Raw genomic sequence first — 24,443 nt, forward strand, 5'->3', positions numbered from 1 at the left:
ACGCCAGGTTCCGCGCGGTCCCGCACGCGGCGCGAATGGCCCGGACGGACTCGAGAACGAGTCCGTCCGGGCCATTCGCCGTGTGCGGAGGGGCGCTCTCCGGGCAGTTTTCGCGTGTGACCTTCGCCGCTCCGGCCATGGGGGGTGGGCAGTCTGGTTACCCGCAAGTAGCATGACCGGAGCGGCGTGCCCCCGGGCGCGCCCCGCAGCAGTGCCATCCCGCACCCTGGAGGAGAGCCATCGTGCCTCGTACCATCCGGGACGTCGTCTTCGTAGACGGCGTCCGCACCCCGTTCGGCAAGGCGGGCCCGAAGGGCATCTACCACGAGACCCGCGCCGACGATCTCGTCGTGAAGGCCATCCGGGAGCTGCTGCGCCGCAACCCGGACCTGGACCCCAAGAAGATCGACGAGGTCGCCATCGCCGCGACCACGCAGATCGGCGACCAGGGCCTGACCCTCGGCCGCACCGCAGGCATCCTGGCGGGCCTGCCCCAGTCCGTCCCCGGCTACTCCATCGACCGCATGTGCGCGGGCGCCCTGACCGCCGTCACCTCGACGGCCGGCTCCATCGCCTTCGGCGCGTACGACGTCGTCGTCGCCGGCGGTGTCGAGCACATGGGCCGCCACCCGATGGGCGAGGGCGTGGACCCGAACCCGCGGTTCGTGTCGGAGAAGCTGGTCGACGAGTCCGCCCTGTTCATGGGCATGACCGCGGAGAACCTGCACGACCGGTACCCCACGATCACCAAGGAGCGCGCCGACGCCTACGCGGTGCGGTCGCAGGAGAAGGCCGCCAAGGCGTACGCCAACGGCAAGATCCAGCAGGACCTGGTGCCCGTCTCGGTGCGCCGGACCAACGCCGAGGCCGGTGAGACCGGCTGGGGCCTGGTCACCGCCGACGAGCCGATGCGCCCGGGCACCACCATGGAGTCCCTGGCCAACCTGAAGACCCCGTTCCGCGCCCACGGACGCGTCACGGCGGGCAACGCCGCGGGGCTCAACGACGGCGCCACCGCCTCGCTGCTCGCCGCCGAGGACGTCGCCCGCGAGCTGGGCCTCCCGGTCAGGATGCGCCTGGTCTCGTACGCCTTCGCGGGCGTCGAGCCGGAGGTCATGGGCTACGGGCCGATCCCGGCCACCGAGAAGGCCCTCGCCCAGGCCGGCCTGTCCATCTCGGACATCGGTCTCTTCGAGATCAACGAGGCGTTCGCCGTACAGGTGCTGGCGTTCCTGGAGCACTACGGCATCGCCGACGACGACGCCCGCGTCAACCAGTACGGCGGCGCGATCGCCTACGGCCACCCGCTGGCCTCCTCCGGTGTCCGGCTGATGACGCAGCTGGCCCGGCAGTTCGAGGAGCAGCCGGAGGTCCGCTACGGCCTGACCACCATGTGCGTCGGCTTCGGCATGGGCGCGACGGTCGTCTGGGAGAACCCGCACTTCGAGAACGCCGGAGGCGACAAGTGAGCACCACCACCGAGCTTCTGAAGGGTGCGGCCGAGCTGTTCCCGGGCGAGGTCGTCACCCAGGCGCACGTACGCCACCTGGACCTGCCGGCCGGTGCGGGGCGCTTCGCCCTCATCACGCTGGACAACGGCCTGGACCACACCAAGCCGACCACCTTCGGACCGCAGTCGCTGGCGAACCTGAACGCCGCGATCGACCAGGTCGAGAAGGAGGCCGCCGAGGGCGCGATCACCGGCGTCGGCATCACCGGCAAGCCGTTCATCTTCGCCGTCGGCGCCGACCTCAAGGGCGTCGAGCTGCTCAGGGAGCACCAGGACGCGCTGGCCATCGGCAAGGGCGGCCACGACGTCTTCCGGCGGCTCTCCTCCCTCGCGGTGCCCACGTTCGCGTACTACAACGGCGCGGCGATGGGCGGCGGTGTCGAGGTCGGGCTGCACTGCTCGTACCGCACCGTCTCGAAGGCGCTGCCGGCGTTCTCGCTGCCCGAGGTCTTCCTCGGTCTGGTCCCCGGCTGGGGCGGCTGCGTGCTGCTGCCGAACCTGATCGGCGCCGACCGCGCGGTCTCGGTGATCATCGAGAACTCGCTGAACCAGAACCGCCAGCTCAAGGGCAAGCAGGTCTTCGAGCTCGGTATCGCGGACGCGCTCTTCGAGGGCGCGGACTTCCTGGAGCGGTCCCTCGTCTGGACCGCGGACGTGCTGAACGGCACGGTCACGGTCGAGCGCCCCGAGGTGGACCGCGGGGACGCCTGGGACCAGGCCGTCGCGCGCGGCCGGGCCATCGCCGACTCCAAGGTGCACGGGGCGGCCCCGGCCGCGTACCGCGCGCTGGAGATCGTCGCCGCGGCCAAGGACGGCGACCTGTCCGCGGGCTTCGACCGTGAGGACCAGGCCCTGGCGGACCTGATCATGGGCGGAGAGCTGCGGTCCGGGATCTACTCGTTCAACCTGGTCCAGAAGCGCGCCAAGCGCCCGGCCGGGGCGCCGGACAAGAACCTGGCGCGCCCGGTCACCAAGGTCGGCGTGGTGGGCGCGGGCCTGATGGCCAGCCAGCTCGCCCTGCTGTTCCTGCGCCGCCTGGAGGTGCCGGTCGTGCTGACCGACATCGACCAGGAGCGCGTCGACAAGGGTGTGGGCTACGTCCACGCCGAGATCGAGAAGCTGCTCGGCAAGGGCCGCATCAACCAGGACAAGTCCAACCGCCTGAAGGCCCTGGTCTCCGGTGTGCTGGACAAGGCGGAGGGCTTCTCCGACGCCGACTTCATCATCGAGGCGGTCTTCGAGGAGATCGGCGTCAAGCAGCAGGTGTTCGCTGAGGTCGAGGCGGTCGCCCCGGCGCACGCGATCCTCGCCACCAACACCTCGTCCCTCTCGGTCACCGAGATGGCGTCGAAGCTGAAGAACCCCGAGCGGGTCGTCGGCTTCCACTTCTTCAACCCGGTCGCGATCCTCCCGCTCCTGGAGATCGTGCGCGGCGAGAAGACGGACGACGCGTCGCTGGCCACCGCCTTCGGGGTGGCCCGCAAGCTGAAGAAGACCGCGGTGCTGGTGAAGGACGCCCCGGCGTTCGTCGTCAACCGCATCCTGACCCGCTTCATGGGCGAGATCCAGAACGTCATCGACGAGGGCACCCCGGTCGAGACGGCGGAGAAGGCCATCGAGCCGCTCGGTCTGCCGATGTCCCCGCTGGTGCTCCTGGAGCTGGTCGGCCCGGCGATCGGCCTGCACGTCTCCGAGACCCTGAACCGCGCCTTCCCGGAGCGCTTCACCGTCTCCGAGAACCTGGCCGCGGTCGTGAAGGCCGGCAAGCGCGGCTTCTACGTGTACGACTCGGGTGCCCCGGTCCTCGACCCCGAGGTCGCCGCCCTCCTCAAGCAGGGCGACACCGTCCTGACCGAGCAGCAGGTCCGCGACCGCGTCCTGGACGCGGTGGCCCAGGAGATCGGCCTGATGCTGGACGAGGGCGTCGTGGCCGAGGCCCAGGACATCGACCTCTGCCTGATCACGGGCGCCGGCTGGCCCTTCCACCTGGGCGGCATCACGCCGTACCTGGACCGCGAGGGCGTCTCGGAGCGCGTGAACGGGAAGAAGTTCCTGGCCGCGGGCGTGGCGAGCGTTCCGGCGTAACGCGTTTGTCTGCTATGCGGACGGGCCGTACGGATTTCCTTTCCGTACGGCCCGTCCGCGTGACGGGCGGCTCCCACGCGTCCACAACCTCCCGGGACGGAACACCTAGGCCGCCACGACGACCAGCGCGTCGGCCACCGCTCGCTCGCTCACTCTCGCACCGTCCGCCCCCCTGGGGCGGTTACGGAGCTGCCCCAGCACGATCATCGTCGTGGAGCCGCCGCCGTCGAGGTTCAGGGCGTCGTGGGCGCGCCACGCACGCATCAGCTCAGCCGCCTCGGCCATGGTCACACCGATGCTGGTGCCGGGGTCACGGCCGTCGACCGTCATGAGCAGGAGGGTCCCGTCACGGGTGAACCCCGCCAGGGTCCGGGGGTGGCGCTGGGAGAGCGCGGTCGGGGAGAGCCCGTTCGCCTCGATGTTGATGTCGACGCGGCCGTCGCGCAACAACCGGGGCCCGGCCTGGAGCACGGTCAGGTTCTTCCCCGACAGCCGCCGCCCCTCGCTGTCGTAGACCTGCGACGTGATGCGCAGGACGGTATCCGGCAGGGCGTGGCGGCGCAGCCAGGCCGCGGCGGTGCCGGTCCCCTGCAGGACGCGGCCGCCGACCGGCACGGGCCCTCCGGCCGGTGTGCGGAGACGGACCACGCGGCCCCCGGCGGCAAGGACGGCCTCGACGGTTCCGGCCGGCGCACGGGCCGCCTCGGGGCCCCACTGCGGTGTGAACAGCACCAGTTCGTCGCGGTCGGTGCAGAGCTTGTTGTGAGCGGGGGCGGTGGTGGTGTGCCGCTGCCCCTGGAGGACGTCGCCTCCCACTCCGCCGCATCCGACGATCCGGCCGGGCATCCGGTTGACGCCGTCGATCGGCCGCGCCGCACCGTCCTCGGCCACCACGCGGCTCACCGAGCGGGCTTCGGTGATGCGTCCAGGGACGGCGTCCTCTCCCAGAACCAGGGCGGTGCGTCCGCTCGCCGCCTCACTGAGCAGTGCGTTGTGCTCGACGTACAGCCCGAGCGGGTCCCCGTCGTAGCCGCTGAAGACCGCACTGGTGCGGATGTCGAAGAAGGAACCGTTCACGGCGGCGACCGCCCCGGCCCGCTTCGCCATGGACCGCACGGTCTCCGCCGAGTCCAGGCGGGCACCGTGCACCGCGCCCAGCTTGACCGGCGCGTCCGGCGCGACGGACAGCACCTGGTGGCGCACGGGGCCGGCCGGGAGACGGACCGTGTGCTCCTCGTAGCGGACGCCGGGGGGAAGGCGGCTGGCGGGGGGCCGGCGGGCGGCGGGCCGGAGCCTCGGCGCCTCCGCCGTGTCACAGCCGCTCAGGGCCCAGCCGCCGGCCGCGGCCAGGAACAGACGACGCCTCATCCCGCGAGGGCGCCGGGGAGCAACCCGGGATTCCTGCCCATGTCCCCCGCGTACACGGTCACCTCGGACCAGTTCCGGTGGCCCCGCGCGTTCTCGTAGCAGACGGAGAAGCGGTCGTAGCCGGCCGCTCCGGGCACGCCCGTGTAGGTGATGCTGCCGTCCGGCGCCGCGGTCACCGTACCCGCCTGTGGGAGCCCCACGCCGACCACCCGGAGGCCCGCCTCGGCAGCGTCGCGGTCGGGACCGATGACGGCGTAACCGCCGGACGGGATGGACAGGCTGCGGCCGGGCACCCAGGCACGGCGTACCCGGAAGCCCGCGTCGGTGATCTGGGCGGACGAGACCAGTTTCTCACCCGCGTACGACATCACGCCGACGCACACCTTGGGGAGCAGGACCGCACCCTCGGGAGCGTCGTCGTTCACCGTGAGGACGGCGGTCACCGCCCGGGGCTCGTTTCCGCTCGCGTACGTCGCGAACCGGCCGTTGGGGAGGTGTCCGAGCCCTTGCAGCCGGGCCATGGTGGCGTGCTCGGCCACGATGTCGTCGAAGATGTAGCCGTACGCCCGGTAGGGGCCGCCCGCGGGCAAGATCTGGAGATGCAGGGCGATGTCCTGGCCCGGCACCACGGGGGCCTCGGGGTCCGCGTCGGCGTGGAGCTCCATGAGCGCCGAGACTCCCGTGCGCTCCGGGTGCGCGACCTGGATACGGGCGAGCAGATACCAGTCATTCATTCGGCGACCTCCAGGGTCCGGGTCCGCACCAGTTCGCCGAAGACGTCGTCATCCAGCCACTCCACGCTGTCGGGGGAGAAGCAGGGACGTTCCAGGTTCTCGAAGTAATCCGCTTCCAGCATCGAGCGGTCCCGGAGTTCACGGGCGATGAAGCGCGCGCACTCGATCGCTCCGCCGACGCGCAGGTGCGTGTTGTCGGCCGCGCCCTCGGGGTAGTTGGGGTGCTCCCCCGGGGCGAGGTAGAGAAAAATCTGCTGCGTGCCGTCCGGACCGGCCTCACGCCACCAGCGCACGCTCCACTCGTTCAGGTCGATCAGCGGTACGGATTTGTCCGCCGCAACCTCCCTCATGGCCAGTGGGTACATCCCGAGCAGCGGCCGCAGGTTGCCCTGCGCGTCGAAAACCCTGCGCTCGTGGCTGGTCACGAGGACCGGGTGGGCGCCGCGGTCGCGCACCGCGTCCACGCACTGGCTCAGGCGACCCTGGTAGTCACGGAACGGCTCGGTGTGTCGGCCCTCGTCGGGCTTCATGTCGATCAGCCCGAACGACAACAGGACCAGGTCGTCCGGCCGGGCCTCCCGCAGGAGCCAGGTCATCCTGCCGCGTTCCATGAAGCTGCGTGAACTCGCTCCGGCCCGTGCGCAGTTGACAACCTCGACGGAGGGAATGAAGAGGGGCAGTGCCTGGCCCCACCCCGCCATGGGCGCGAAGCTGCGCTGCCGGCGGGTCACACTCGAGTCACCGGCCAGGAAGACCGTGCGCGTCCGCTGCACTACGCCCACTCCCTGCTGGGGTCCCGATCGTGGCGGTCCGTGCCGGTGAGGCCCGCGCCGCCGTCGGGCGCGCGGTGCGTGCTCGACGGCGCGTCCGGCGCCCAGCTGCTCTCGACCGCCCCCTCCAGTTCGTCGATGGCCCTGAAGACCCGTTCCGAGTTGTTCGTGTCCCGGCGGCCGAAGAAGGCGTCGACCCGGGCGCGGTACTGCGGCTCCACGGCGAAGCCCCGCTCGATCGTGGCGATGATCTCCCGCACCGTCGCGTCGACGTCGCGGCAGACCGGTCCGAATCCGTCGCGCTCGAACTCGTAGTAGCCGCGCTTGTAGTGGTTGCCGTAGAAGTCTTCCTCGTCGAACGGCGTGTAGACGATGGGGGTACCCATGTAGGCCACGTCGAAGAAGACCGACGAGTAGTCGGTGACCAGGAGCGAACACTCACGCATGGCCAGCTGCACGTCCCGTCCGTCGCCGGTCACGGTCACCGACGGATGGTCGATGCGGAAGTGGTGCAGATAGGGGCGGATCTCATAGTGCGGCATGAACTCCAGTTCCACCCCGTGCTGTTCGAGCACAGCCAGCAGGCGCTCGTCGCGCAGCAGGGTCGAGAAGAACCGGAAGTAGTCGGACGCGGCGAACGGGATCTTCGCCTTGGCCGCCCTGTCGTACGAAGGGGCGACGATGTCCCTCCGCCAGGTGGGCATCAGAAGCACCCTCGGCCGTCCCGAACGCACGGGCTGCAGGGCGTCGAACCGCGGGAAGCCCGCGGCTGCGACCCGGGCGTAGCCGTAGCCGCAGTGCTCGGCGAAGTACGACCGCTCGGCCTCGCCCACGGTCAGCAACAGGTCGACGTCGGTGACCTGCTGGTGCACCGAGGGCGCCACGTCGTTGTAGGTGACCCCGTGCTGGAGGAAGACCCGCCGGTAGTTCAGCAGGTCTCCGTAGCCCCGCAGGAAGGAGCTCTTGCTGAGTTCGGGGAACCCGAGGTACGCCTCCAGGTCGTACGGGTTGATGAGCCGCTTGGCATGCAGCAGATACATCCGGTACTTGCGCGAGGTGCGGTCCAGGACGTGCCCGTACGGTGCCACCTTGGCCCGGTCCTTGGCGTCCCCGTTGATGGCGTAGTAGACCTTCCGGCGCGGCTGGTTCTCCCTGATCCACCGGAACAGGTGGTAGGCGTTGTCCTGCGCGGTATCGGCCCTCTCACCGATGATCCAGATGTTCTTGCGGTGGAGCCGCGGATAGCTCAGCAGGTAGGCCAGGCGCGTACGCCAGCCCGGCCGGCCGGGCAGCGCGGACCGCACCTGGCGCCGCAGATGCCACAGCCGGCCCCGCAGCTTCCTGCCGGCCCCGGTGAAGTAGCGGAAGACCATGGAGTCGTCGTCGCGGACACCGAGCCACAGCCAGTCACGGCCGATCCTGCGCATGCCCTTGAACCGGTGCAGCATCAGCCGTGCTCCGACCGGAGCATCGACGTGGCGGTCGCCGTCGTGAATGCGCAGGACCACCGTGAGCTCGCGGCCGGCGAGCCGGGCGAGCGCCTTCGGCGCCGCCGCCGCGCGCCATCCCCCGAACCAGTCCCGTTCGTTCCTGACCCGCCACCGGTCGCGCCGGTACACCTGCTCGGCGGGGATCGCCACACTCCTCGTCCCGTCCGTGCATATCAGTTCGATGCGGTTGGTGAAGAGTTGGGAGATGTCGACGCCCGTCAGGGTCATCAGACCCTCGAACTGAAGCTCGCCGTCCCGGTAGCGCACGCTTTCGAGTACGGCCTTCTGGCGCTCCACCCGGAGCAGGCTGGACGCGACGCCGTCGGCCGCGAGCCGCCGGTACATACCCCTCTCGTCCAGCTGCAGCGACGGTTCGTACTCGGGCTTGGAGAACGGGTCGCAGAACAGCGGGAAGTTGCCGGTGCGGACGGCGTGGTGCTGGATCCGTGACACGGGGTGCGTCACGTACTGGAGCAGCACCTTCTCCGGAATCCGGGCGTAGACGGCGCACAGGTCCTCGAAGACGTCCGCGATCTCCGTGCGGTGCATGATGCGGTGGTAGTTGCGCAGGAACGGCTGGTAGGAGCGGACCACGAAGCGCTGGATCAGGAGCGCCATGGGCTCCTCCATCCGTTCGGCGCAGTCCAGCAGGTACCGGTTGAGGTGGAGCCGCTGGCGAACCTTGACCGGGTCGTTCCAGTCGACGTCGAAAAGCGAGTCGTTCTGAGCGGGATCGCGTTGGAAATAGACGTACCGGTCGACCAGGCTGAAGGTGCGGGCGGTCGCCAGCGCCAGCACGCTGACCCACGTCTCGACGAACATGCCGCCGTCCGACGGCCGTATCAGGCGGTCACGCAGCATCGAGACACGGAAGAGCTTGTTCCCGAGGTCGACCGAGAAGAGCATGTGGGGAGCCTTGGCCACCAGGTCGGTCCGGCCCTTGGCGCCCTCGCCGAAGTACCGCTTCCACGGTTCGTCGGCGTTGCGACGCGGTCCGGGGAACGTGTCGCAGTTCCCGATGGCCACATCGACGTCGTGCTTGACGGCCGACTCGGTGAGCTGTCGCAGACTGTCGGCGCCGAGAATGTCGCGGCCCCTGGCGAACAGCACGTAGGGGGCGACGACCTCGGCGAGGCCGTGCTCGTAGGCTGCCGCCGCGCCCTGCGGGGGCAGCCGGAGCACGGAGGCGTTGCGGTAGTAGGCGACGAAGTTGTGCAGGAATTCGCCCGTACGGTCGGTGGAACCGTCGTCGACGAACACGATCTGCGTCTGGGTGAACACGCTCTGGGCCGCCAGCGACCTCAGTGACTCGTTCAGATGGTGCTCGTCGTTGTGGCAGTGGACGACGACCGCGGCCTGGTACGGACCGGGCTGGGACACCCGCGGCGGTTCCTCAGCACCGTGCCACCAGTTCCAGGGAGTTCCCCTGCGGGTGTCCAGGGCGGCACGCTCCCCGGTCTCGGGCCGCAGTGCGACGTTCCCGCTGACGGTCTCGTACATCTCGTACGTTCCGGTCGGGCCCTCGTAACGCTCCCGGGTGATGTCGATGCCATGGATCGCCACGGTCGTGGTGGCGCGCTGGCCCGCGTGGCGGACCTGGACGAAAAGGTTCCAGACGCCTTCGCCGGTCGCCGCCCCCACGCTGCTCTTCAGGTCGAGGACCGACTGGTAATGCACACGGTGATCGTCCGTCTCGACCGCGTTGACCGGGAAGACGTGGTCCCTCTTGGTGCTGCGCAGCCGCAGCACGGCCTTGAGTTCGATCTTGCCGCCGGTGGAGAACCTGCCGAACTGATTGAGCAGGTATCCGGACAGATGGAGTTCACCGCCCCGTATCTCCACCTCGGTCGCCTGGTTGAACAGCCGCGCGTCGGTCAGCGGCTTGCCGACGAGGTCGAGGTCCGTGACATCGAGGAAGCGTTCCGCGTGGGGAAGGTGCAGAAGCGCTTCGGACCAGTAGACGCGCTGGTCACGCTCGACGAGGTCCGAGCTGAGCACGCTCCGGCGTTGCGCGTAGTCCGAGACGGACAGCGCCAGGTCCACCCGCCCGTGCATGAGGCAGAAGGCGCGGACCCGCTCCAGCACGCCGCACAGCTCGTAGACGGAGGGCTCCAGGGAGCGCAGGTACGGGCCCACGACGGCGGCGAAACCCCGCCGGTACCGCTCGTCGCCCGAGCGCAGTTCGCGCGCGTACAGATGCAGGTCGTGCGAGAGGAACTTCACCGCCTTGTGCGCGAGGAGTTCACCCTCCCCAACCTGACGCAGGAAGGAGTCCGTGTACTGGTGGACGGCGACCCGGTCCTGAATGCTGCGCAGTTCGCCGCGGCGGTTCGTTATGGAGGGTGCGGAGGAGTCGCGTTCCCACATCCAGCGGTACACGGGGACGGTGAGGAAGGTGATCGAACCGGCCCAGTAGTTGGCCAGCGTGGAGAAGTACGTGTCCTCGTAGTAGACGCCCTCGGGAAACCGGACCCCGTGGTTGTGCAGGAAGTCGAGCCGGTACAGCTTGCCCGCCGCGATCGGGTCGTCGAAGAGCTGGGGCAGTGCGCGCAGCCCGGCCACCGTACGCGGAGAGGCGTAGAGCTGCGGCTGCCAGACCGTGGTCTCCTCGGTGTTGAGGTTGACGCGCAGGGCGCGTCCGGCGGTGATGTCCGAACCCGTGACGACGGCCGAGGCGAGCAGTTCCTCGCAGGCCTTGAGGGGCAGTTCGTCGTCCGCGTCCAGGAACATCACGTACTGGCCCGTGGCGGTCATGATGCCGATATTGCGCGGGGCCCCGACACCGCCGCTGTTCTGCGGACACTCGACGATCCGTACACGCCCGTCGGCCGCCGCGAACTGCCGCGCCACGCCGAGGGTCCCGTCGGCCGAGGCGTCGTCGACGACGATCACCTCGACGTTGCGGTGCGTCTGGGCGAGCGCGGACTTCAGGGCCCGCCCCAAGGTGGCAGCGGCGTTGTACGCGGGAACCACGACGGAGACCGTGTAAGCCGCCGGGTCGACTGCCGGACTCATCGCACCGAACCTTCGGTTTCCACCCAGTAGGGCAGCGCCCTGAGCTGCTGCGTCTCGATGTCCTGGGCATGGTGGGGATAGGGCTGGGGGTAGGGCTGGAAGCCCAGGTCGTCGTCCTGCTCGGGTACCGGGAACTGCTGTGCCAGGGCGGCGCCCCGCTCCTCGTCAAGACCGCCGGCCCGGCGGTGGCGTCCCCGGTGGAGGTTCTCGGCGATCACGCCGGCCTTGGAGGGCTCGGTGGCGAGCTTCTCCATGAGCCGGGTGAAGTCACGGGTGGACAGCCAGAACTTGTACATGATGACGAGCTCGAAGAGGCCGAGCGCCACCGCGGATATCGCGGTCGTCCACAGGATCCGGCCGATCAGCGGCGCCACGATGAAGATGAACATCTGGAACTCGATGCCGCTGATCAGGTGCGGCCTGATGCGGCTGCGCAGCAGGGCCTGACGGAATCGCGTGTACCACGGGAACCGGTTGCGGAACTGGGCGTGCAGGTCGACCACGTCGTCGCTCTGCTGCTTGAGGACCTCGGCCTCGACGCCGGGGTTCTCCCTGAGCAGGTCCTCGATGAAGACCACCTTGGGCTGTCCGTCCGCCGCCTCGGCCGCCTCGCGCCGGCCCTGCTCCTCCTCGAGCGCCTTGCGCTCCAGGGTGACCTTCTCGATCTTCATGCGCATGGACATGCGCATCTTGTAGATCTGCAGGGCGTCGACGTACCGGAGCATGTCGAGGAAGACGACGGCCAGGGCGGCGAGGAGGTAGTACTCGTTGTGGGTACGCAGGTACTGGCCGCCCATCAGGGCGAGTGCGCAGAAGAGGACCCTGATCCGGTCGAAGACGTAGTCGAGCCAGCCGCCGAAGACGGTGCCGTTGCCCTTGAGGCGGGCGAGCTTGCCGTCGATGCAGTCGAGGATGAAGCTCAGATGGTAGAGCGCGGCCCCGATGACGAGGGAGGCGGTGTCGCCCTTGAGGAAGAAGTACGCGGAGCCGAGGCCGACGAACAGCGCGGACCAGGTGACCCGGTTCGGCGTGATGAACTTGAACTTGGCCATCACGATCAGCATGCGCGTCGCGACCGGATCGACCAGCAGGACGGTCCACCAGGCATCACGCTTCTTGCACGTCAGCTTCTGAACGGCACGCAGCGACAGTTTCCCCATAACCCCTCAGACACACACGACTCACGCGGTCAACGCGGCCCCATCGGCCTGCAAAAAGTCGCATTCAAGGGGCGTTCACATCATGGACACAGGATCTTCACTTGTGATCCACATAAAGACAGGATGAGACCCTACCAAGGACATGGTCAAACTTGAAACCACTAAAGGCGGTCACACATGATCACATGACCGCCTCAGGACCGCAGCTCAGGTCCCGGCGACCACGGTCCACGGGGCGAAGACGAGGCCGGCATCGCCCGGCTCCTGGCGCGTGATCCGCAGCCGCCCGTCCTCCCCCAGCACCGCGACGACCGCACGGCCGAGGCCGTCCACCGCCACGGCGGGCGGCACCACCGAGGTCTCCCCCACATCGAACCACCACACTCCGCTCTCCGGCCGCCCGTCCGCATGCGCTCCCACCAGGCAGGCACCGGACTCCCCCGACCGCACCAGCACCGTGCACCCCCAGCCCTGGATGTCCACGCCCGCGACCCCGGCCACCGGCCCCGTGCCGTCCGGCCCGCCCAGGCTCACCGCACCGGTCCCCGGCACCTGCACACAGACCTCGTTGCTCCCCGCGTACCGGTAGCGCACCGACCCCGCCTCGGGGGCCGCCGACAGGGTACCGGGGGCCGGGCTGACCGTTCCCGCGGCGTCCAGCGTCCACTCGCCCGACGGCGTCTCGCGGTGCCAGCGGATGGCGGCCGCCGCGTCCCTCGCCCTGGCCCAGACCTCGGGTACGCCCGAACCACCGGGCTGCGCGACGAGTTCGTCGGCGACGCGGACCCCGCGCAGGTGCTGCCAGCCGCTCCACCGCCCGTTCGGCCCCTGCCGGCGGACACTGATGCTGTGGCCGAAGTTGCGCACGAAGACGGCGAGGTCGCCACTGGCGTCGAAGGCCGCGGCGGGGAAGCCGACCTCGCGGCTCTTGCCCGGGTCCTTGCCGTTCGGGTTGCCCACGGAGTGCCAGGCCCCCAGAGCACGCCCGCTCTGGTACTGGGTGGCGTGGACCACATCGACCCAGTCCGTTCCGTCCGGCCCCTTCCGGCGGCGCAGGCCGAAGAGGTGTACGTACCCCTGGGCGTCCTGGACGACTTCGAGTCCGGGGAGAAGATCGGGTCCTTCGAGGAGTTCCGGACCGCTCCACTCGTTCCCGCCCACGCGCCTCTCGGTCCAGCGCAGCACCCCCGCGGCCGACGGCAGATAGGCGGAGAGCCTGCCGTCCACGCCCCTGACGAGCCAGCGGAGCGGGAGCGGGTGGCGATCACACGCCCGGGGCCCCAGCGTGGCCGGCACGCCCGCCCGGTGGCACCGTATGAGCACCGGCGAACCGCACTCCCGCTGGTACTGGCGAGCGGCGGCGATCGTGGCGCGCGCCACGCTGCCGCGCAGGGGCGGCTCCGTGACGACCGGGCGCTTGGCCTCCAGGTCGAGGGAGGAGTGCTCGGGGTCGGGGTCCAGGGTGGTCACCAGCAGCGGCCGCAGGTGACGCAGTGCCTCGAGCACCCGGGCGGTGATCTTTCCCGGCTCGGCGTCGATGACCCAGGGCTCGTCCGAGACCCGGACACCGCGGTCCGCGGCGGCGGCCATGGCGCGGTCGAGCGCCGCCCGCTCCTCCGGCGTGCCGGGCTGGGCGCAGACGACGTCGACCAACGGGCCGCTGCGCTGCAACGCCAGAGGATCCACGGCATCGCCGGGGCTCGCGACCACGATGGCCACGCCGCCGGCGTCACCCGTCCGAGCGGCGCCCACGCGATCCTGTGTCCGTCTGCCCCGCTCCGGCCGACGCCCCCCTCTGCGTGCCATGCGCCCGCCCTCCTCACTTAGGGAACCGGGCGTGCGGTTGCCCCGGCTCCCAAGAAGATAAGCACTCCCGCTTCGGTCAGGAAATCCACTCATAGCATTCCCATGCCTCATGGTTTCCGACAAACATGATCGATGCCGCCCCGAACCGGTCACCCACCGGCCCGACCGCCCGGTCTGTCACAGTTACGCCACAGCCTCCGTACGTACACCTGATCGACTGTTTATAGTTCTCATCCCGGGATAACGAGGACCGGCTCCACCCCCCACCCGAGTCCCACCCCATTACCTGCGCCCTGACCAGGCCACAAGCTGTGAGGACTCACTCAGGATGAGCCAAGACGACACCGCCCCCGGCCGGGGGAGCTCCCCGGAGACCCCCCGCCGTCGCGGGCGCAAGCGTGTCCGGACGCGAGGCCAGCGAATACGGCGGGCGATCCTGGTGTCGGCCCTGGTGCTCGTCGTCGCCGCGGGCGGCACCGCATGGTGGTTCTGGAGCCACCTCAACGGCAACATCAAGGGCGTCGACATCAACAAGGCGCTCGGTGAGGACCGTCCCGAGAAGCTGCCCACCAGCGGGCAGAACCTGCTGGTCCTGGGGTCCGACTCGCGGGCCGGCGCGGAGAACAAGAAGCTGGGCGGCGCGGTCGGGGTCAGCGGGGCCCGGTCCGACACGGCGCTCGTCGTGCACATCCCGGAGGGCCGTCAGAAGGCCGTCGCCGTGTCCATCCCGCGCGACACCCTGGTGACCCGCCCCGAGTGCACCAAGTCCGACGGCTCCACGATGCCGTCCAAGGACCGTGTGATGTTCAACTCCGTGTACTCGCTGGTCGGTCCGGCCTGTGTGGTCAAGACCGTCGAGAAGATGTCCGGCGTGCGCATCGACCACTACCTGGAGATCAACTTCGCCGGGTTCAAGGGGCTCGTCGACGCCATCGGCGGCGTGAACATCGACGTCAAGGAACCGATCCACGACAAGAAGACCGGGCTGAACGTCGACGCCGGGCCGCACAAGTTCGACGGCACCGAGTCCCTGAAGTTCGTCCGCACCCGCTACAGCCTCAGCGACGGCACCGACCTGAGCCGCATCGGCCTCCAGCAGCAGTTCCTCATGGGACTGCTCAAGGAGGTCAAGAGCCAGGACCTGCTCGGCAGCCCGACGAGCGCCTACAAGATCGCCAACTCGGCCACCGCGGCCCTGACCACCGACGACGAGCTGGCCTCGCTCACCTCGCTCGCGAAGTTCGCCCGGTCCATGAACGGGGTCGACCCGGACACGATGGAGACGATCATGCTCCCCGTCGAGTACGACAAGATCGACCACAACCGCGTCGTGGCCGTGAAGTCCCGGGCGGACGCGCTGTGGAAGGCGATCCGCGAGGACGCCCCCATCCCGGAGTCCGCCAAGAAGTCCCCGGCGCTCGGTCAGGGCTGACCGGGACAGCACGTCCGCGGCCCCGGGAACGTGCTCCCGGGGCCGTGTCGGTTCACACCCGCTGCGCCGGCCCCAGCGCGAGCCCCGGTTCGTCGTTCTGCCGGGCCACGTACAGCCCGCCGCGCTCGCCGATCATCGCGAGCACCACGCGCCCCACCCCGTCGAGCGCCAGCGCCGGGGGCGCCGAGGCGCGTTCGCCCGTGGCCGCCCACCACAGGCCGCCCGCCTCGTTCTCCGTGCCGCAGGCCGCGAGCAGCACGCGGCCGTCACGGGTGCGGTGGGCGAGCACCGTGCAGTCGTAGTCGTCCAGCTCGGCGCGGAGCACGGCGACCCGGCCCTCGGCCGCGGTGTCCCCGATCGTGATGGGCGGGGCGTCGAGCCGGTGGGCGACCAGGGTGCCGGTGGTGGCGTCGGTCCAGTAGAAGGTGTTGCGGTCGGGCGCGGTCTCCAGCACGCTCACCGCGCCGCCGGCGATCTTGACGTTGAGGTTGTCGCCCTTCTGGAAGGCGCCGCCGGGCTCGGCCTGGGCCCACCGCATGGCCTTGTTGGTGCCGGGGACCAGGAGTTCGATGCGGCCCGACTCGGCGACCGCGACGGCCATGGTCTCCTTGCCCAGGGTGCCCCTGAGGTCCTTCCACCCCTCCCACTTGCCGTTCTTCGCCTCGCGGCGCAGCATCATGCCGCCGTTGGCGTTGCGGACGAAGACGTGGACCATGCCGGTCGGGGCGACGGCGACGGCCGGCGGGCCGATGCGGGCGGCGCGCTCGTCGCCGTCCTTGTACGGATTGCCCACGGTCCGCCACGCGGTGACCGGGCGCCCCGTCTGGTACTGGATGGCGTGCACGAGGTCGACCTGCGGCTGCTCCTCGTCGCCGTGCACCGTACGGCGGCCGATGAAGTGGACGTAGCCGTCCGGGCCCTGCGCGACGCCGAGGTGGGTCAGGTCCGGGGCCGGGAAGAACTCGGGGCCCTGCCAGCCGGGGCCGCCGGGGCGCTCCTCGGTCCAGCGCAGGAGGCCGTCCTCGTTGCGGGCGTAGGCGGTGAGCCTGCCGTCCTTGCCACGCACGAGCCAGCGTCCGTCGACCGGGGTCTCGCCGGTCCCACGGGCGCTTCCGACGTCTCGCAGGGCGTCGCCGCCCTTGCCCGAGGCGCTCCCCTGGGCACGTCTCGACCTGACTCGCATGTCGTGGCGTCTTCCTTCCGTGATGGTCCGCCCCCGATCTGCGGCTTTGTGTCTCGACCGGCATCCGGAAGGCGGGGAGCACCCATCATAGAATCACCGTTCGAACCCTTGGAATCACCGCGTCCGGACCGCTTGCGCGAGGCTCCGGGACCCCCTGACGTGACAGGCTGGGTCCCATGCCGAATCCGCTGCCCCTGGTGATCGTCGACGCCGCCAATGTCGTCGGGTCCGTTCCGGACGGCTGGTGGCGCGACCGGCGGGGCGCTGCCGAACGGCTGCGCGACGCGCTGGTGCCCTACGCCTCCGACGGCCTGCCCGGTACGCCCGGCCCCGTCGAGCTGGTGCTGGTGGTCGAGGGGCGGGCCCGGGACGTCGCACCCGTTCCCGGGGTGCGGGTGGAGGCGGCGCAGGGCAGCGGCGACGACCTGATCGCCGCGCTGGCCGCGGAGGCCGCGTCCCGCCCCTGTGTGGTGGTCACCGCCGACCGGGAGCTGCGCCGGCGGGTGGAGGCGCACGGGGCGCGGTGCGCGGGGCCGCGTGCGGTGCGGCCGGCGGCCTGAGGGTCAGACCCGTTCGCGGTTGACCCGGCTGTGCGAGCGGCCGTACGCGAAGTAGATGACCACACCGATCACCATCCAGACCGCGAACCGCAGCCAGGTCTCGGCCGGCAGGTTGAGCATCAGCCAGACCGAGGCGGCCACGGACACGATCGGGACCAGCGGTACCCACGGGGTGCGGAACGCGCGGTGCAGGTCCGGGCGGGTGCGGCGCAGCACGATGACGCCGAGGGCGACGACCACGAAGGCGAAGAGGGTCCCGATGTTCACCAGCGTGGCGAGCTCGTTGATGCTGGTCACCCCCGCGACGACGGCGATGATCACGCCGAGCAGGATGGTCGGGCGGTACGGGGTGTGGAAGCGCGGGTGCGTCTTGGAGAAGAACCTGGGGAGCAGGCCGTCGCGGCTCATCGCGAAGAACACCCGGGTCTGGCCGAGCAGCAGGATCATGCAGACCGTGGTGAGGCCGACGGCGGCGCCGAAGCTGATGACGCCCGCGTAGAAGGGGTGGCCGACGGCCTTGAAGGCGTCGGCGAGCGGGGCACTGACGGACAGTTCGGTGTAGTGCTGCATGCCGGTGACGACGATCGACACGGCGACGTAGAGCACGGTGCAGATGAGCAGGGAGGCGAGGATGCCGCGCGGCATGTCGCGCTGCGGCAGCTTCGTCTCCTCCGCGGCCGTGGCGACGACGTCGAAGCCGATGAAGGCGAAGAAGACGATGGAGGCGGCGGTGAAGATGCCCATGACGCCGAAGTTCGTCGGGGCGTAGCCGAAGATCAGCTGGACCAGCGGGGCGTCGAACCCGGACCCGGATGGCTGGGCTTCGGCAGGCGGGATGAACGGCGAGTAGTTCGCGGTGTCGATGAAGAACAGGCCCGCGATGATGACGATCAGGACGACGGCGATCTTGATGGCGACCACCACCGTGGTGACCCGGGCGGAGAGCTTCATGCCCAGCACCAGGATCACGGTCAGGACCAGGACCAGGGCGAAGGCGAGGATGTCGAAGCCGAAGCCGTCCGCCACGTCCGGCCCGGCCAGCACGTCGGGCAGGTGCCAGCCCGCGTTGTCCAGCAGCGAGCGGACGTAGCCGGACCAGCCGACCGCGACCACCGCCGTGCCCAGCGCGAACTCCAGCACCAGGTCCCAGCCGATGATCCAGGCGACCAGTTCGCCGAGCGAGGCGTACGAGAAGGTGTACGCGGACCCCGCGACCGGCACGGTGGACGCGAACTCCGCGTAGCACAGGGCGGCCAGCGCGCAGACGACGCCCGCGACGACGAAGGCGAGGGCGGTGGCCGGTCCGGCCGTCTCCTTGGCGACCTTGCCGGTGAGGACGAAGATGCCGGTGCCGATGACGACGCCGACCCCGAAGACCGTCAGGTCCAGGGCCGACAGCGACTTCTTGAGGGCGTGCTCCGGCTCCTCGGTGTCGCGGATGGACTGCTCGACCGTCTTGGTCCTGAACAGCCCGTTCCCGCTCGGGGGCAGGTCCTGCTGCGTGCTCACCGGCGTACCTCCACGCGCTCGTCGTGCACGCCATGTTCCGGACCCGGCGCCGTCACCCGTTCGCGGCACGCCTGCCACGGCCGGATTTCACGCGAACGGGCCGGTCCGGCCACTCGTTGCGGGTGGTCGGACCGGCCCGTTCGGCCGAGGCGGTGTACGGGTCAGTCCCGGACGCGCTCCGCGACGGTGCGGTCCTCCGCCGTCTCGTAGCGCCCGTCCAGCTTGGCGACCAGGCCGGTGACCTGGCGGGCGATGTCCGGGGCGGTCAGCCCGATCTCGGCCATGACCTCCTTGCGGGAGGCGTGGTCGAGGAAGACCGGCGGGATGCCGAAGTCGCGCAGCGGCACGTCGACGTCCGCGTCGCGCAGCGCCTGGGAGACCGCGGAGCCGACGCCGCCGGCCCTGCTGTTGTCCTCGACGGTGACGACGACGCGGTGCTGGGCGGCGAGCGGGGCCAGGGCCTCGTCCACGGGCTTCACCCAGCGGGGGTCCACCACGGTCGTGGAGATGCCCTGGGCGTCGAGCAGGTCGGCGATCTCCAGGCACATCGGGGCGAGCGCGCCGATGGACACCAGCAGCACGTCGGGCCGGGCGGCGCCGGGCTCGCGGAGCACGTCCATGCCGCCCACCGTGCCGACTGCCTTGACCGACGGGCCGACCGCGCCCTTGGAGAAGCGGACGACCGTGGGCGCGTCGTCCACCTCGACGGCCTCGCGGAGCTGGGCGCGGACCTGGTCGGCGTCGCGCGGGGCGGCGATCCGCAGGCCGGGCACGACCTGGAGGATGGACATGTCCCACATGCCGTTGTGCGAGGCGCCGTCCGTACCGGTGATGCCGGCCCGGTCCAGGACGAAGGTGACCCCGCACTTGTGCAGGGCGACGTCCATCAGGACCTGGTCGAAGGCGCGGTTGAGGAAGGTGGCGTACACCGCGAAGACCGGGTGGAGGCCGCCGGTGGCGAGGCCGGCCGCGGAGACCGCACCGTGCTGCTCGGCGATGCCGACGTCGTAGATCCGGTCCGGGAACTCCTTCTCGAACCCGGTCAGGCCGACCGGCTGGAGCATGGCCGCGGTGATCGCGACGATGTCCTCGCGCTCGTGGCCGAGCTTGACCATCTCCTCGCCGAACACCGACGTCCAGTCGAGGCCGGAGGTGGCGACGGGCAGGCCCGTGTCGGGGTGGATCCTGCCGACGGCGTGGAAGCGGTCGGCCTCGTCCTGGAGGGCGGGGGTGTAGCCGCGGCCCTTCTCGGTGAGGCAGTGCACGATGACCGGGCCGCCGAAGCGCTTGGCGCGCTGGAGCGCGGACTCCAGGGCCTCGATGTCGTGGCCGTCGATGGGGCCGACGTACTTGAGGCCGAGGTCCTCGAACATGCCCTGCGGGGCGATGAAGTCCTTCAGGCCCTTCTTCGCGCCGTGCAGCGTCTCGTAGAGCGGCTTGCCGACGACGGGGGTGCGCTCCAGGAGGTCCTTGCCGCGGGCCAGGAAGCGCTCGTAGCCGTCGGTGGTGCGCAGGGTGGCCAGGTGGTTGGCGAGGCCGCCGATGGTGGGCGCGTAGGAGCGCTCGTTGTCGTTGACGACGATGACGAGGGGGCGGTCCTTGGCGGCGGCGATGTTGTTCAGCGCCTCCCAGGCCATGCCGCCGGTGAGCGCGCCGTCGCCGATGACCGCGACGACGTGGTCGTCCTTGCCGCGGACCTCGTTGGCCTTGGCGAGGCCGTCGGCCCAGCCGAGGACGGTGGAGGCGTGCGAGTTCTCGATCACGTCGTGCTCGGACTCGGCCCGCGAGGGGTAGCCGGAGAGGCCGCCCTTGCTCTTGAGCCTGCTGAAGTCCTGGCGGCCGGTGAGGAGCTTGTGCACGTAGCTCTGGTGGCCGGTGTCGAAGAGGACCTTGTCCTTCGGCGAGTCGAAGACCCGGTGCAGGGCGATGGTGAGCTCGACCACGCCGAGGTTGGGTCCGAGGTGGCCGCCGGTCTTGGAGACCGCGTCGACCAGGAAGGTCCGGATCTCTTCGGCGAGCTGCTCCAGCTGCTCGGAAGTGAGCCGGTCGAGGTCACGCGGTCCGCCGATGCGGGTCAGCAGATCCCATCCGTCGCCCACCACCGCCCGTGCATGACGCGCTTCGCGCGGCTGTGTCACCGTGCCTCCTTGCGATTGTGCTGGTCGAGCATGCCGATCCGATGAGTCTAACGGCCTCCCCCCGAAGCGGGAGTCGGGGCGTGCTGCCCCTTCCGCGCCGGTACGTGCCGGAGCCCGGCGCCCTCCGTGGGGGCGCCGGGCTCCGGCGGGTGGTGCGTGCGGCGCGCGGGCCTGCGGTGTCGCGTGTCGCGGCTAGCCGCGGCCCGCGGTCTTCTGGGTCTTGCGGGAGACCGAGTCGATGATCACGGCGATGAGGAGCACCGCACCGGTGATCATGTACTGGATCGCGTTGGACGACAGGTTCATCTGGTTGAGGCCCTGGACGATCGACTGGATGACCAGGATGCCCAGAAGCGCGGACCAGACCTTGCCGCGTCCGCCGAACAGGGACGTACCGCCGATGACGGCGGCGGCGATGCACATCATGAGCTGGTTGCCGCCACCGAGCGAGCGGTCGGCGCCGCCGGTCGCGGAGGCCAGGAAGAGACCGCCGACCGCACCGAGCGTGCCGGAGATCATGAACACCGAGATGCGGATCCAGGAGACGTTGATACCGGCGCGGCGCGCGGCCTCGACGCCACCGCCGACCGCGAAGACCTGACGGCCGTACGTGGTGCGGCGCAGCACGAAGTCGGTGATGACCAGGATCGCGAGGAAGATCACCAGGGAGAGCGGGAGGCCCTGCTCCTGGTTGAACGCGTACGCGGCGAGGAGGGCCAGGACGGCGAGCAGCACGGTGCGCAGGATGATCTCGCTCTGCGGGCGGTGCGGCAGCTCCGCGGCCTTGCGGCGCCTGGCGTCACGCAGCTGCGTGAGGTAGAAGGCGGCGATCACGACCACGGCGAGGCCGTAGGCGGCGGCGATGTCCTCGAAGTAGTAGCTGGTCAGGTCGCGGACGAAGCTGCCGAGCGGGGTGGTGATGGTGGACTTCTCGCCCATCACCCAGGTCTGCATGCCGGCCCAGCCCAGGAAGCCCGCCAGGGTCACGACGAACGCGGGCACGCCGATCTTGGCGAAGACGATGCCGTGGAAGGCGCCGATGACCGTGCCGGAGAGGATGCCGAGCAGGATGGCGAGGCCGTCGGGCATGTCCGTGCCGAGGACGGCCCACACCGCGCCCGCGAGACCGGCGACGGAGCCGACCGCGAGGTCGATCTCGCCGAGCAGCAGGACGAAGACGATGCCCACGGCCATGATGCCGGGGCCCGCCGCGTACAGCGTGATCTGGTCGAGGTTGTACGAGGTGAGGAAGTTGCCGGTCTCGGCCTGGAAGACGATGCCGATGATGATCAGGCCCACCACGACGGGCAGCGAGCCGATCTCGCCCGAGCGCACCTTGCGCTTGAACTCGGTCCAGTAGCCCTTGAAGCCCTGCTCGCGGACGAGCAGTCGGGGGTCGACGACACGGACCGCGTCGGCCGCCGGCGCGGGAGCTTCGGTGGCCTCCGCCTGGGCCGGGACCTTGGCGACCTTGGCCGAAGTCTCGTTGGTGTTGCTCACTTGGATGCCTCCGCGCTGCGCGACTTGCGGCGGGTCACGGCGTTGTCCGTGGCGCCCGTGATCGCGGCGATGATTTCTTCGTGGCTGGTCGTCGCCACGGGGAAGACGCCGTTGTTGTGGCCGAGTCGCAGCACGGCGACCTTGTCGGCCACGGCCTTCACATCGGCCATGTTGTGGCTGATGAGGATGACGCCGAGGTTCTGCTCGCGCAGCCGCTCCACCAGGTCGAGGACCTGTGCGGTCTGCTCGACGCCGAGGGCCGCGGTGGGCTCGTCCAGGATCACGATCTTGGGGTTGCCGACCAGGGCGCGGGCGATGGCCACGACCTGGCGCTGGCCACCGGAGAGCGCGGCGACCGGGATGCGGACGCTGGGGATGCGGATGGAGAGGGTGGACAGCAGGTCCTGGGCCCGCTTCTCCATGGCGACCTCGTCGAGGACGCCGCCCTTCTTGATCTCGCGTCCGAGGAACAGGTTGGCGACGACGTCCAGGTTGTCGCAGAGCGCGAGGTCCTGGTAGACGGTGGCGACGCCGAGGTTCTGGGCGTCGTGCGGACGGCTGATGTCCACCTTCGCGCCCTCCCACTCGATGACGCCCTCATCGATGGGGTGCACGCCGGCGATCGTCTTGACCAGCGTGGACTTTCCGGCACCGTTGTCGCCGACGAGGGCGACCACTTCTCCGGCGTGGACTTCGAGATCGACACCGGAGAGGACCTGGACCGCTCCGAATCGCTTGAAGACTCCACGCAACGCCAGCACGGGCGTCTTTGACACGTGAACCATCTCCTTCGCCGCCTGACCGGCGGGGATGTGCCGCCTGACCGGCGGAGACGCCGCGCCGCGAGGGCAGCGTCGGCATACGGGAAGCACTGGGGGGTGAGTGTCCGGCACCCGGCCGGAAGCGGGGTGTGAGCCGGCCGGGGCCGGACAGTCAGGGGGGCGGGCGGAATCCGCCGTGCGGGGCGGACCGGACCCGCGCGCGCCAGGGCCGGGCGGCCCTGGCGCGAGGAGGGACTACTTGATGCCCAGCGCGGTGCACTTGGCGGCGATGTCCTTGACGCAGACGTCGGCGACCTTGTAGATGCCGTCCTTGATCACGGTGGACTGGATGTTGTCTTTGTTCACCACGGTCGGCTCGAGCAGCGTGGACGGAACGCCGTCGGTCTCGCCCTTGGCGCCGATGTCCTTGCCCTGGAGCAGGTTGACGGCGAACTGGGCGGCCTCGGGGGCCAGCTGCTTCGGCGACTTGTAGATCGTGAAGGTCTGCGTACCGGCGATGATGCGCTGGATGCCGGGGAGCTCGGCGTCCTGGCCGCCCACCGGGATGTCCTTGATGCCGGCGTTGGTCAGGGAGGTGATGATGCCGCCCGCCATGCCGTCGTTGGCCGAGTAGACGGCGTCGATCTTGCCCTTGCCGACCGAGGAGATGGCGGCGGTCATCTTCTCGCCGGCGATCTTCGGGTCCCACTCGCCGGACGCCTCGTAGGCGATCTTGATCTTGCCGTCGAGGGACGCGTGGGCGCCCTTCTTGAACAGACCGGCGTTCGGGTCCTTCTCGTCGCCGTTGATCATGACGAGGTTGGCCTTGGCGGCCTTGGAGCCGAGGGCGTCGAGGACGGCCTGGCCCTGGAGCCGGCCGATCTTCTCGTTGTCGTGGCTGACGTAGGCGTCGGCACCGGCGATGGCGCGGTCGTACGCGACGACCTTGACGCCCTTCTTGTGGGCGCCGGCGACCCACGCGGCGGACTTCTCGGCGTCGACCGAGGAGATCGCGATGACCTTGATGCCGTCGGCGATCTGCTGCTCGAACTGCTGCTTCTGCTGGCCGACGTCACCGCCCGCGTTGTTGTAGACGACCTCGCAGTCGGCGCAGTCCTTCTTGACCGCGTCGATGAACAGCGGCTTGTCCAGCGTCTCGTAGCGGGCGGTCTTGTTCTCCGGGAGCAGCAGACCGATCTTGGTCTTGCTGCCCGAGTCCGCCGAGTCCTTCTTGTCGTCGCCGGCCTTGCCGCAAGCGGCGAGGGAGACGGCCATCGAAACGGCGGCCGTGCCTATGACGATGCGTCGCGTCATTGCGTTCATTGGGGGTTTGCCTCCCTGACGAGGCCGCAACGTCGCGGCCGAGGTGGCTGGAAGTCAACTCGGCCGCGCGGGCGGCGTCAAGGAGTAAATCCTTAACGA

General features: G+C 70.0%; 16 protein-coding genes. 4 read left to right on the forward strand and 12 right to left on the reverse strand.

The features are described 5' to 3' along the window. Positions 1-242: 242 nt before the first annotated feature. Both ACLQ2N_RS06980 and ACLQ2N_RS06985 read left to right on the forward strand, forming a co-directional pair. Positions 243-1,469: a thiolase family protein gene (locus ACLQ2N_RS06980; RefSeq protein WP_425810115.1), complete on the forward strand. Its 1,227-nt coding sequence runs from the start codon at positions 243-245 to the stop codon at positions 1,467-1,469. Next, the gene (locus tag ACLQ2N_RS06985) at positions 1,466-3,595 is read left to right on the forward strand and encodes a 3-hydroxyacyl-CoA dehydrogenase NAD-binding domain-containing protein (RefSeq protein ID WP_425810117.1); all 2,130 of its coding nucleotides are present in this window, start codon (positions 1,466-1,468) and stop codon (positions 3,593-3,595) included. Before ACLQ2N_RS06980 ends, ACLQ2N_RS06985 begins: the two co-directional genes overlap by 4 nt. A gap of 105 nt (positions 3,596-3,700) precedes the next feature. On the opposite strand, the gene ACLQ2N_RS06990 is transcribed toward ACLQ2N_RS06985, so the two are convergent. From ACLQ2N_RS06990 to ACLQ2N_RS07015, 6 genes are all read right to left on the reverse strand, one after another. After that, a complete protein-coding gene (locus ACLQ2N_RS06990) occupies positions 3,701-4,963 on the reverse strand; it encodes a phosphodiester glycosidase family protein (RefSeq protein ID WP_425810119.1) in 1,263 nt (420 codons plus the stop codon). Then, positions 4,960-5,697 (reverse strand): Ig-like domain-containing protein, encoded by a 738-nt coding sequence (locus tag ACLQ2N_RS06995; RefSeq protein WP_425810121.1) that lies wholly within the window; start codon positions 5,695-5,697, stop codon positions 4,960-4,962. The genes ACLQ2N_RS06990 and ACLQ2N_RS06995 overlap by 4 nt, the downstream gene beginning before the upstream one ends. Further along, positions 5,694-6,479, reverse strand: a complete 786-nt coding sequence (locus ACLQ2N_RS07000) for a rhamnogalacturonan acetylesterase (protein WP_425810123.1) — start codon at positions 6,477-6,479, stop codon at positions 5,694-5,696. Before ACLQ2N_RS07000 ends, ACLQ2N_RS06995 begins: the two co-directional genes overlap by 4 nt. After that, on the reverse strand, positions 6,470-10,972 hold the full coding sequence (locus ACLQ2N_RS07005) for a bifunctional glycosyltransferase/CDP-glycerol:glycerophosphate glycerophosphotransferase (protein ID WP_425810125.1): 4,503 nt from the start codon (positions 10,970-10,972) through the stop codon (positions 6,470-6,472). The genes ACLQ2N_RS07000 and ACLQ2N_RS07005 overlap by 10 nt, the downstream gene beginning before the upstream one ends. After that, positions 10,969-12,132, reverse strand: a complete 1,164-nt coding sequence (locus ACLQ2N_RS07010; protein WP_425810127.1) for a CDP-alcohol phosphatidyltransferase family protein — start codon at positions 12,130-12,132, stop codon at positions 10,969-10,971. Before ACLQ2N_RS07010 ends, ACLQ2N_RS07005 begins: the two co-directional genes overlap by 4 nt. A 207-nt stretch (positions 12,133-12,339) precedes the next feature. Then, positions 12,340-13,884, reverse strand: coding sequence for a hypothetical protein (locus ACLQ2N_RS07015; RefSeq protein WP_425810129.1), 1,545 nt, complete (start codon positions 13,882-13,884; stop codon positions 12,340-12,342). 382 nt (positions 13,885-14,266) lie between these two features. Between ACLQ2N_RS07015 and ACLQ2N_RS07020 the strand changes: the two genes are divergently transcribed. Then, positions 14,267-15,370, forward strand: coding sequence for an LCP family protein (locus ACLQ2N_RS07020; protein WP_425810131.1), 1,104 nt, complete (start codon positions 14,267-14,269; stop codon positions 15,368-15,370). Positions 15,371-15,422: 52 nt separating this feature from the next. On the opposite strand, the gene ACLQ2N_RS07025 is transcribed toward ACLQ2N_RS07020, so the two are convergent. Next, positions 15,423-16,553, reverse strand: coding sequence for a hypothetical protein (locus tag ACLQ2N_RS07025; protein WP_425810133.1), 1,131 nt, complete (start codon positions 16,551-16,553; stop codon positions 15,423-15,425). 176 nt (positions 16,554-16,729) lie between these two features. On the opposite strand from ACLQ2N_RS07025, the gene ACLQ2N_RS07030 reads away from it, so the two are divergent. Further along, positions 16,730-17,113 carry an NTP pyrophosphohydrolase gene (locus ACLQ2N_RS07030; RefSeq protein ID WP_425810135.1) on the forward strand — a complete coding sequence of 128 codons (384 nt, stop codon included), beginning with the start codon at positions 16,730-16,732 and terminating at the stop codon, positions 17,111-17,113. Positions 17,114-17,116: 3 nt separating this feature from the next. On the opposite strand, the gene ACLQ2N_RS07035 is transcribed toward ACLQ2N_RS07030, so the two are convergent. From ACLQ2N_RS07035 to ACLQ2N_RS07055, 5 genes are all read right to left on the reverse strand, one after another. Further along, on the reverse strand, positions 17,117-18,622 hold the full coding sequence (locus ACLQ2N_RS07035) for an amino acid permease (protein WP_425810137.1): 1,506 nt from the start codon (positions 18,620-18,622) through the stop codon (positions 17,117-17,119). A gap of 161 nt (positions 18,623-18,783) precedes the next feature. Beyond that, positions 18,784-20,703, reverse strand: coding sequence for a 1-deoxy-D-xylulose-5-phosphate synthase (gene dxs, locus ACLQ2N_RS07040; protein ID WP_425810239.1), 1,920 nt, complete (start codon positions 20,701-20,703; stop codon positions 18,784-18,786). Positions 20,704-20,952: 249 nt separating this feature from the next. Next, positions 20,953-22,260, reverse strand: coding sequence for a sugar ABC transporter permease (locus tag ACLQ2N_RS07045; RefSeq protein WP_425810139.1), 1,308 nt, complete (start codon positions 22,258-22,260; stop codon positions 20,953-20,955). Beyond that, positions 22,257-23,045, reverse strand: a complete 789-nt coding sequence (locus ACLQ2N_RS07050) for an ATP-binding cassette domain-containing protein (RefSeq protein ID WP_164399653.1) — start codon at positions 23,043-23,045, stop codon at positions 22,257-22,259. The genes ACLQ2N_RS07045 and ACLQ2N_RS07050 overlap by 4 nt, the downstream gene beginning before the upstream one ends. A 231-nt stretch (positions 23,046-23,276) precedes the next feature. Then, entirely contained in the window at positions 23,277-24,344 is a 1,068-nt protein-coding gene (locus ACLQ2N_RS07055; RefSeq protein WP_425810141.1) for a sugar ABC transporter substrate-binding protein, read from the reverse strand. Between the last annotated feature and the right edge of the window lie 99 nt (positions 24,345-24,443).

The organism is Streptomyces sp. DT224 (assembly GCF_049844595.1).
Classification (GTDB): domain Bacteria; phylum Actinomycetota; class Actinomycetes; order Streptomycetales; family Streptomycetaceae; genus Streptomyces.

What these genes read in the sequence shown, in the direction of transcription:
- ACLQ2N_RS06990 (WP_425810119.1), bottom strand. Translation starts at nt 4,963, where the DNA reads ATGAGGCGTCGTCTGTTCCTGGCCGCGGCCGGCGGCTGGGCCCTGAGC.
- ACLQ2N_RS06995 (WP_425810121.1), bottom strand. Translation starts at nt 5,697, where the DNA reads ATGAATGACTGGTATCTGCTCGCCCGTATCCAGGTCGCGCACCCGGAG.
- ACLQ2N_RS07005 (WP_425810125.1), bottom strand. Translation starts at nt 10,972, where the DNA reads ATGAGTCCGGCAGTCGACCCGGCGGCTTACACGGTCTCCGTCGTGGTT.
- ACLQ2N_RS07010 (WP_425810127.1), bottom strand. Translation starts at nt 12,132, where the DNA reads ATGGGGAAACTGTCGCTGCGTGCCGTTCAGAAGCTGACGTGCAAGAAG.
- ACLQ2N_RS07020 (WP_425810131.1), top strand. Translation starts at nt 14,267, where the DNA reads ATGAGCCAAGACGACACCGCCCCCGGCCGGGGGAGCTCCCCGGAGACC.
- ACLQ2N_RS07025 (WP_425810133.1), bottom strand. Translation starts at nt 16,553, where the DNA reads ATGCGAGTCAGGTCGAGACGTGCCCAGGGGAGCGCCTCGGGCAAGGGC.
- ACLQ2N_RS07030 (WP_425810135.1), top strand. Translation starts at nt 16,730, where the DNA reads ATGCCGAATCCGCTGCCCCTGGTGATCGTCGACGCCGCCAATGTCGTC.
- ACLQ2N_RS07050 (WP_164399653.1), bottom strand. Translation starts at nt 23,045, where the DNA reads ATGGTTCACGTGTCAAAGACGCCCGTGCTGGCGTTGCGTGGAGTCTTC.
- ACLQ2N_RS07055 (WP_425810141.1), bottom strand. Translation starts at nt 24,344, where the DNA reads ATGAACGCAATGACGCGACGCATCGTCATAGGCACGGCCGCCGTTTCG.